Annotated in this window: 4 protein-coding genes; 1 reads left to right on the forward strand and 3 read right to left on the reverse strand. The window is 65.3% G+C overall.

Translation table 11 applies throughout. The features are described from left to right. Nucleotides 1–184: 184 nt before the first annotated feature. The gene (locus AC1DXS_RS24505) at nt 185–802 is read right to left on the reverse strand and encodes a TetR/AcrR family transcriptional regulator (RefSeq protein ID WP_477740046.1); all 618 of its coding nucleotides are present in this window, start codon (nt 800–802) and stop codon (nt 185–187) included. Between the two features lie 139 nt (nt 803–941). Between AC1DXS_RS24505 and AC1DXS_RS24510 the strand changes: the two genes are divergently transcribed. Then, nucleotides 942–2,402: an efflux transporter outer membrane subunit gene (locus AC1DXS_RS24510; protein ID WP_477740047.1), complete on the forward strand. Its 1,461-nt coding sequence runs from the start codon at nt 942–944 to the stop codon at nt 2,400–2,402. A gap of 45 nt (nt 2,403–2,447) precedes the next feature. Here AC1DXS_RS24510 and AC1DXS_RS24515 read toward each other — a convergent pair whose 3' ends face one another. Next, entirely contained in the window at nt 2,448–4,694 is a 2,247-nt protein-coding gene (locus tag AC1DXS_RS24515) for a response regulator (RefSeq protein WP_477740048.1), read from the reverse strand. Then, nucleotides 4,691–8,240: response regulator (locus AC1DXS_RS24520; RefSeq protein WP_477740049.1), on the reverse strand; the 3,550-nt coding region annotated here is incomplete at its 5' end. The genes AC1DXS_RS24515 and AC1DXS_RS24520, both read right to left, overlap by 4 nt.

Below are 8,240 nucleotides of genomic sequence, written 5' to 3' on the forward strand. Positions count from 1 at the left end.
GCTATGGGCAAGCGCCGCAACGCCGCAGACCGCCCGAGAAGGCGCTTGCCCTCCGGGTTGGGGTGAAATCGCGCGATTGAGCCACCCGGTCCCTTGCATGGGCATGAGCCCATGCGGCATGCCCGGTCGGCCCACTCATCCCGATTGCACCCCAACGCGGCCCCGTTTAGACATTGAACAGGCTCTAAGGCGACAAGCTGCGAAGCACCAGGCTGGAAAGCTGGGCCGGCGCCTCCTCGGTGGAATCCAGGCTGTATTGCAGGAGCAAGGGGTTCAGGTAAGGCCGCATGACGAGGCACACCGCAGCCGTGGTCTCATCGAGCGGCGTCTTTCGCTCGAAGTCTTCGCTCTCCCGTCCCAGGCGCAACACGTCCTGCACCATGGACTGCATGTGCAGTTCGAAGGCACGCACCGCCTCCCACCGGCCGCTGGCGGCCGAGGCTGCGATGTCATAGAGCTTGCGATCCTCAAAAAACAAGCGAAGGCTTGACTCGACCATCGCCTTGAACATGCGCCTGAGCTTCTCCGGCGGACGATCCACGCCGTCTATGGCCGCCCTGATATCGGTTTCGATTTCACTCAGGCAATTGGCGCAGATGAGTTCGCCGATGGCTTGCTTGGATTCGAAGAACTTGTAGATATAGGCCTTGGAAAAGCCTATGGCCTTGGCCAGATCGGAAACCGTGGTTTTTTCGTAGCCGTAGAGGCGGAAGTGCTGGGTGGCGGCCTGGACGATCTGGTCCCGGACTTCGTGGTCGGCGGGGCCCCGGGCCGGCGCCGGGGAGGTGCTTGCTTTGGTCATGGGGAGAGCTTACCTCTTGCCGCCGGCTTGCACAATGAGTGACCATATTGTAATATAGTCACAACGGTTTTATCAGATTCATCCTTTCACGCTCGTTTTTTCACCTCACCTCACCTCACTTCACTCCGCGGAAGATGCCATGTCAATCAAACGCAGTCTCATCGTGCTGGCCATCGCCAGCCTCTCGGCCGGTTGTGCGGTCGGGCCCGATTACGCCCGGCCCGACACACCCCTGCCGGATCACTACCTGGGCCAGAAAGCCCTGGAGCAACGGCAGGCCACCGCCGATGCCGGCCTCGTCACCTGGTGGGAAGGCTTTGGCGATGCGCAACTGAGCCGCTTCATCAAACTGGCACTGGCGCAGAACCTGGACCTTGCGCAGGCGAGCGCCCGGGTGACCCAGGCGCGTGCAGGGCTGGGGGCCGCAAATGCCGCACTGCTGCCCTCCGGCAACCTGAGCGCCCAGGGAACACGCGCCTACCAGTCGATTGAAACCCCCCTGGGTCAGATCCTGAATTCGCAGCCGAATTTCGACCGCTTCGGCAGGTCTTATGAGGCCAATCTGGGGGGCAGTTGGGAGCTGGACCTGTTCGGCGGCCTGCGCCGTGGGCGCCAAGCAGCGCTTGCCGACTACCAGGCTTCGGAGGCCGGCTCCTCGGCGGTACGCCTGGCGGTAGCGGCGCAAACCGCCGACGTCTACATCGGCATCCGCGGCATGCAGGCCCGCCTCGAGATTGCGCGCAAGCAAGTGCAGACGCAACAGGACCTGCTCGCCATCATCAACCAGCTCTATGGCAAGGGCCTGGCGGCCGAGCTGCAAGTGCGGCAGGCCGAAGGCGCGCTGGCCCAGGTGAAAGCCTCGGTGCCTGTGCTTGAAGCCGGGCTGGAGACGGCCATGAACGCGCTGGATGTGATGCTGGGCACATCGCCCGGCACGCATCGGGCGGAGCTGGCAAACGCCGGCGCTATCCCGGCCGCCCCGCGAATCGCCGCCAGCGGCACACCCGGCGACCTGCTCAGGCGCCGGCCCGACCTGATCGTGGCCGAGCGCCGCCTGGCTGCATCGAACGCACGCATCGGCGTGGCGGTTGCCGAGTACTACCCCAAGCTGTCCTTGAGCGGATTGGTCGGTAGCGCGACATCGCGGCCCGGCGGCAGGCTGTTCACCGACGGCTCCAGCCAGGCCGCCGGCGTGCTGGGCCTGCGCTGGCGCTTGTTTGATTTCGGCCGCATCAACGCGCAGATCGACCTGGCCAAGGGCCAGGAAGCCGAGGCCTTGGCCGCTTACAAGCTGGCGGTGCTGCGCGCGACGGAGGACGTGGAAAACGCCTTATCCGCTCTGGTCAAACGCGAAGACCAGGCCGGCCTGCTCACCCAGGGTGTGGACTCGCTGGGCCGGGCCAGAGGTGCGTCATTCGCGGCCTACCAGAAGGGGGTTGTCAGCCTCGCCGAGGTTTTGCAGGCGGACGAAAACCTGTTGCGCGCTTCCGATACGCGGGCACAGGCACAAACCGAATCCGCGCGCGCGGCGGTTGCGGCTTTCAGGGCGCTGGGAGGCGGTTGGCAACCCCGCGAAACCGAAGCAATCGCCGCCAGGTAACGCCGCCGGCAGTGTTGGCCGTCATCGCGCTGGCGACGGACAAGCTCAGTGAGGTGAAGACCCTGCCGGAGATATTGCGGACGCAGCCGTGCCGGAACTTGGCGCCACCCCCTGCGCGTCATCCGGCCAGTTCCGCACTGCGGGCGCCTGGCAGACGATGGACAGCAGGTAGTCGATGTCGGCGGGCTTGACCACGTGATGGTCGAAGCCCGCGCTCTGCGACTTCAGGCGGCTCTCGGCCTCACCGTATCCCGTCAAGGCGATCAGCAGCGCATCCCGGGATTCGGGACGGCTGCGCAACTGGCGCGCCACTTCAAAGCCATCCATGCCCGGCAGGCCGATGTCGAGGATGAGCACGTCGGGCGCGAATTCCCGGGCCACCTCGAGCGCCGCCGCGCCGTCGTTCGCGACCCTGACCACATAGCCCTCGAGTTCGAGCAGGACCTTGAGCGTGTCGGCCGAAGCCGGCAGGTCGTCAACGACCAGGATTTTGCGGGAGGCCGCCGGCGCCGGCCTGGCGAGTTTGGGGATGTGGTCGGTGGGAAGGGCAGCGCCCGCAGCCACCACACGGGCCGGGAAATACACGGAAAGCCGGCAGCCTTTGCCGCGGCCTTCGCTGTGCGCCTCCACCCTGCCCTTGTGAAGCTGCACCAGGTGCTTGACCAGCGTCAGGCCTATGCCCAGGCCGCCCTGGGCGCGGTCCAGCGCCTGGTCGCCCTGGGCGAACAGGTCAAAGATGTGCGGCAGGAATTCGGCTTCAATGCCCTGCCCGGTGTCGGCGACGGTGATGCTCAACTCGTCGCCCTTGAGCGAGGCAAGCAGGCTGATCTTGCCCCCCGGGTCGGTGAATTTGGAGGCATTGTTCAGCAGGTTGGACAGCACCTGCGACAGGCGCACCAGGTCGCCCTGCAGGACCACCGCGTCATGGGGGATGTTGACCAGGAGCTCCTGCTGGCGAGCAGCCAGCAGGGGACTGCTGGCCTCGACGGCGCGCTCGCACAAGGTGGACAACAGCATGGGCTCCATGTGCACGGTCACCTTGCCGCGCACGATGCGCGACACGTCCAGCAGGTCGTCCACCATCCGGGACATGTGGTCCACCTGGCGGGCAATCACATCGCGTGCCCAGGCCACGGTGGGGTCGGCCACCTGGGCGCCGTGGATGATGTGCACCGCGTTGCGTATGGGCGCCAGCGGGTTGCGCAGCTCATGCGCCAGCATCGCGAGGAACTCGTTCTTGCGGCGGTCGGCTTCCTGCACCAGCGTGTAGAGCCTGGCGTTTTCCATGGCGATGGAAGCGCGCCCCACCACTTCGCTGAGCAGCGCGGCATCGGCCTGCGCGAAGCCGCCGGCCCTGCCGAACAGGATCAGCGCGCCCAGTTGCTGCTCACCGGCTACCAGCGGGCAGACGGCCATCTCGTCATGGTCGGCCGGGAAGCTGGGCCATTCAGCGGGCGGCTCAGTCTCGGGCGCCGAAACGCACAGCTCGGTCGCGGGCAGGAAAGAAATTTTTCGCGAATGCATGGCGCCGCGAACCATGTCCGCCATGGAGGGGCTCAGCTCGCGCTGGCATTCCAGCAGGACAGGCCCCACGGCAGGGTCCGCGCTCCCTGAAATCTTCAGGCAGCGGCAATGCAGCGCTCCGTGGCCGTCGACCAGGGCAACCGCCGCCATGTCGCCCAGGCCGGGCACGGCGATGTCCGCCAGCGCGTGGGCCGTGGCGTCGATGTTGAGGGACATCGCCAGGCGCTGGCTGGCGTCGGCCAGGTAGGCGGCGCGCCGCGTCGCATCTTCGGCTGCGGTGCGCGCCGCCTCGGAGCGTGCCAATGCCTCGCGCTGGACCGCCTGCTGCTGCAGCTGCAGGTTCATGCGGTGCAGGTCGACGAAGACCTTGACCTTGGAGCGCAGCACGCCGGGCACGACCGGGGACGAGATGTAGTCCACCGCGCCCAGCGCATAGCCCTTGGCGGCCTGCTCCTCGTCGACGTAGGCCGTGATGAACAGGATGGGCGTCTGCGAAGTTTTTTTGTATTGCCGTATCAGGCTGGCGGTTTCCAGCCCGTCGATGTCGGGCATGTTCACGTCCAGCAGGATGACGGCGAACTCCATCTCCAGGATCAGCCGCAGGGCCTCCCGGCCCGAACGGGCGCTGACGAGGTTCTGCCCGAGTTCCTCCAGGATGCTGGTCATGACGACGTGCTTTTCGGGCAGGTCGTCGACGATCAGGATGTTGACCGGGTCCTGGTTGAGCATGCTTGCCGCCTCCTGCGGCATGGTAAGAACGGCGCTCACCGGGGCAACCAGGCACGCAGCACGGCGAGCAGGTTCTCCGTGTTGACCGGTTTGGAAAGGTAATCCCAGGCGCCCGCCTCAATGCATTTCTCGCGGTCGCCCTTCATGGCCTTGGCCGTGACCGCGATCATGGGCAGGGTCTTGCCGGCCGGCAGCTTGCGGATTTCCTGCATGGTGACCAGGCCGTCCATCACCGGCATCATGATGTCCATCAGCACCACGCTGAGCTTGGGGTCGGCGGCGACCTTGGCGATGGCGTCATGGCCGTTGTCGGCCCAGACGATGTCCATGCCCTCTTCCTCCAGCACGGTGGCCAGGGCGAAGATGTTGCGCATGTCGTCGTCGACGATCAGCACCCGTTTGCCCGCGAGCGACTTGTTGGCGTCGTGCAGGGTCTTCAGTGTGCCGCGCTGCCGCTCCGTCATGCGCGCTTCGTTCAGGTGCAGGGCATGCAGGGCCAGGTCCAGCAGCCGGGGGATGGACCTGGCCTCGCGGAACAGGTAGCCGTCGCGCGCCTGCCAGGCGGGCTGGTGCAGCGCGTCGATCGGCCCTTCACGCCAGACCACCACCGGCAGCGGCCCGAGCACCGAGGCAGTAGGCAAGGTATGGCGCACCTGCTCGAAGCCTTCCGCCAGCGAGGGCTCATCGGTGATGGCGCATTCAAAGCGGGCGAAATCCTCGGGCTTGACGTTCGCCAGCGAAGGCGCCGCCATGCACAGGATGTGGCTATGGCCCAGCAGGCCGGTGACCTCGGCGCGCAAGGCCTCGTCCTTCAGGGCGACGAGCACATGCCGCACCGGACGCGACACATAGCTGCGCAACTGGTCCAGCATCTCGTCGAGCACTTCCTTGGACGGTATCGGCTTGGCGATGAAAGCCATGGCGCCGCTGCGGTAGGCACGCTCCTGGGAATCGTCCGTGGAGATGACGCAGACCGGGATGTGGCGCACGCTGAAGTCCTGCTTGATGCGCTCAAGCACGCGCCAGCCTTCCATGTCCGGCAGGTGCATGTCCAGAGTGATGGCCGAGGGCTTGAACTCGGCGGCCAGCGTCAGCGCGCCGGCGCCCAGCGAGGTCACCAGCCCCTTGAAGCCCTTGGCGCGTGCGGCATCGAGCAAAAAGCTGGCAAAGGCCAGGTCGTTTTCGACAATCAGCAGCACAAAATCGCCGGGCTGTATGTTGTGCCTGTCGTCCGCGGCCTCATTGGCCGGGACGTGGGCCTCCAGGGACAGAACGGAGTCGTCGAAAGCGGCTTGCGGCTTTTCAAAGCCCAGGCGGCTGACGGGCGCGCCGGATTCGATGCGCAGTTCGGCGCTGCCGCCGGGCTTGCGCGCGCCGCGCGACGTGGAGTAGGTCAGCGGCAGGTAGAGCACAAAGCTGCTGCCCTCGCCCGGCGCGCTGGACAGGCGTATCTCACCGCCCAGCAGGCGCGAGAGTTCACGGCTGATGGCCAGGCCCAGGCCGGTGCCACCGTATTTGCGGCTGGTACTGCCGTCGGCCTGCTGGAAGGCCTCAAAAATGATCTGCTGCTTGTCGGCGGAAATGCCTATGCCGGTGTCGGTGACGGAAAACGCCAGCACCTGCTGGGCACGGTTGAGTTCCTCGTGGTCAGTGCTCCAGCCGGTAAAAGCCTCCTCGATGGCCAGGGCCACATGGCCCTGATGGGTGAACTTGAAGGCGTTGGACAGCAGGTTTTTCAGGATCTGCTGCAGGCGCTTGACGTCGGTCACCATGGACACCGGCAGTTGCAGCCCGGTGGTGATCAGGAAGTCCACGCTCTTGGCCTCGGCCACGTGGCGGAAGGTGCGCTCCACATACATCTGCAGGTCGGACAGCCGCAGCTCGTTGACGTCCACCACCACCGTGCCCGACTCGATCTTGGACAGGTCCAGGATGTCGTTGATCAGCATCAGCAAATCGTTGCCGGATGAATGGATGGTCTTGGAGAACTCGACCTGCCGGGCGGTCAGGTTGCCTTCCGAGTTCTTGCACAGTTGGTCGGACAGGATCAGCAGGCTGTTGAGCGGCGTGCGCAGCTCGTGCGACATATTGGCCAGGAACTCCGACTTGTACTTGGAGGTCAGCGACAGCTGCTTGGCTTTTTCTTCGAGCGCCTGGCGGGCCTGCTCGACCTCCTGGTTCTTGCGCTCCACCTCATCGTTCTGCTGGACCAGCAGATGGGCTTTTTCCTGCAGCTCCTCGTTGGTCTGCTGCAGTTCTTCCTGCCGGCTTTGCAGCTCCTGCGCCAGGGACTGCGACTGGGTCAGCAGGTCTTCAGTGCGCATATTGGCTTCAATCGTGTTGATCACGATGCCGATACTCTCCGTGAGCTGGTCCAGGAAGGCCTGGTGCGTGGGGTTGAAGCGCTCGACCGAGGCGAGTTCCACCACGCCCCGGACCTGGCCCTCGAAGATGATGGGCAGCACCAGGATATCCATGGGCGCCACCTCGGTGAGGCCTGACGATATCCTGAGCCCCTGCGGCATGGAGGAGGTCAGCAATATCTTCTGCTTGTCGAAGGCGCACTGGCCTATCAGGCCCTGGCCCAGGTCGATTTCCTTGCCGTAAGCGCCCTGCCCGTCGGAGGCGTAGCTGGCCATGAGGCGCAGGCGCGGCCTTTCCTGCGTGTAGCTCAGCACATAAAACTCGGCCTGCTGGGCACCCACCACGGGCGCGAGCTCCGACAGGATCAGGTGGCCCACGGCCACCAGGTCTTTCTGGCCCTGCAGCATGCGGCTGAACTTGGCCAGGTTGGTTTTGAGCCAGTCCTGCTCGGTGTTGACCTGGGTGGTGTCCTTGAGGTTGCGGATCATTTCATTGATGGTGTCCTTGAGCGCGGCCACCTCACCCAGCGCCTCCACCGTGATGGAACGCGTCAAGTCGCCCTGCGTCACGGCCGTCGCCACCTCGGCAATGGCGCGCACCTGGGTCGTCAGGTTGGCGGCCAGCTGGTTGACGTTTTCGGTCAGGCCCTTCCAGGTGCCGGCCGCGCCCGGCACCTTGGCCTGGCCGCCCAGCTTGCCCTCGACCCCCACCTCGCGTGCCACCGACGTCACCTGGTCGGCAAAAGTGGCCAGCGTGTCCGTCATGCCGTTGATGGTGTCGGCCAGGGCGGCGATCTCGCCCTTGGCCTCCACGGTCAGCTTGCGCTCCAGGTCGCCGTTGGCCACCGCCGTCACCACACGCGCAATGCCGCGCACCTGGCTGGTCAGGTTGCCGGCCATGAAGTTCACGTTGTCGGTCAAGTCTTTCCAGGTGCCGGCCACGCCTTGCACATCGGCCTGGCCGCCTAGCTTGCCCTCGGTGCCCACTTCGCGCGCCACCCGGGTCACTTCCGAAGCAAACGAGCGCAACTGGTCCACCATGGTGTTGATGGTGTTTTTCAGTTCCAGGATTTCGCCCTTCACGTCCACCGTGATTTTCTTGGAGAGGTCACCGGCCGCCACAGCCTTGGTCACGTCGGCGATGTTGCGCACCTGGCTGGTCAGGTTACCGGCCATGAAATTCACGTTGTCGGTCAAGTCCTTCCAGGTGCCGGCCACGCCC

This window comes from Polaromonas sp. P3_B1 (assembly GCF_056402935.1).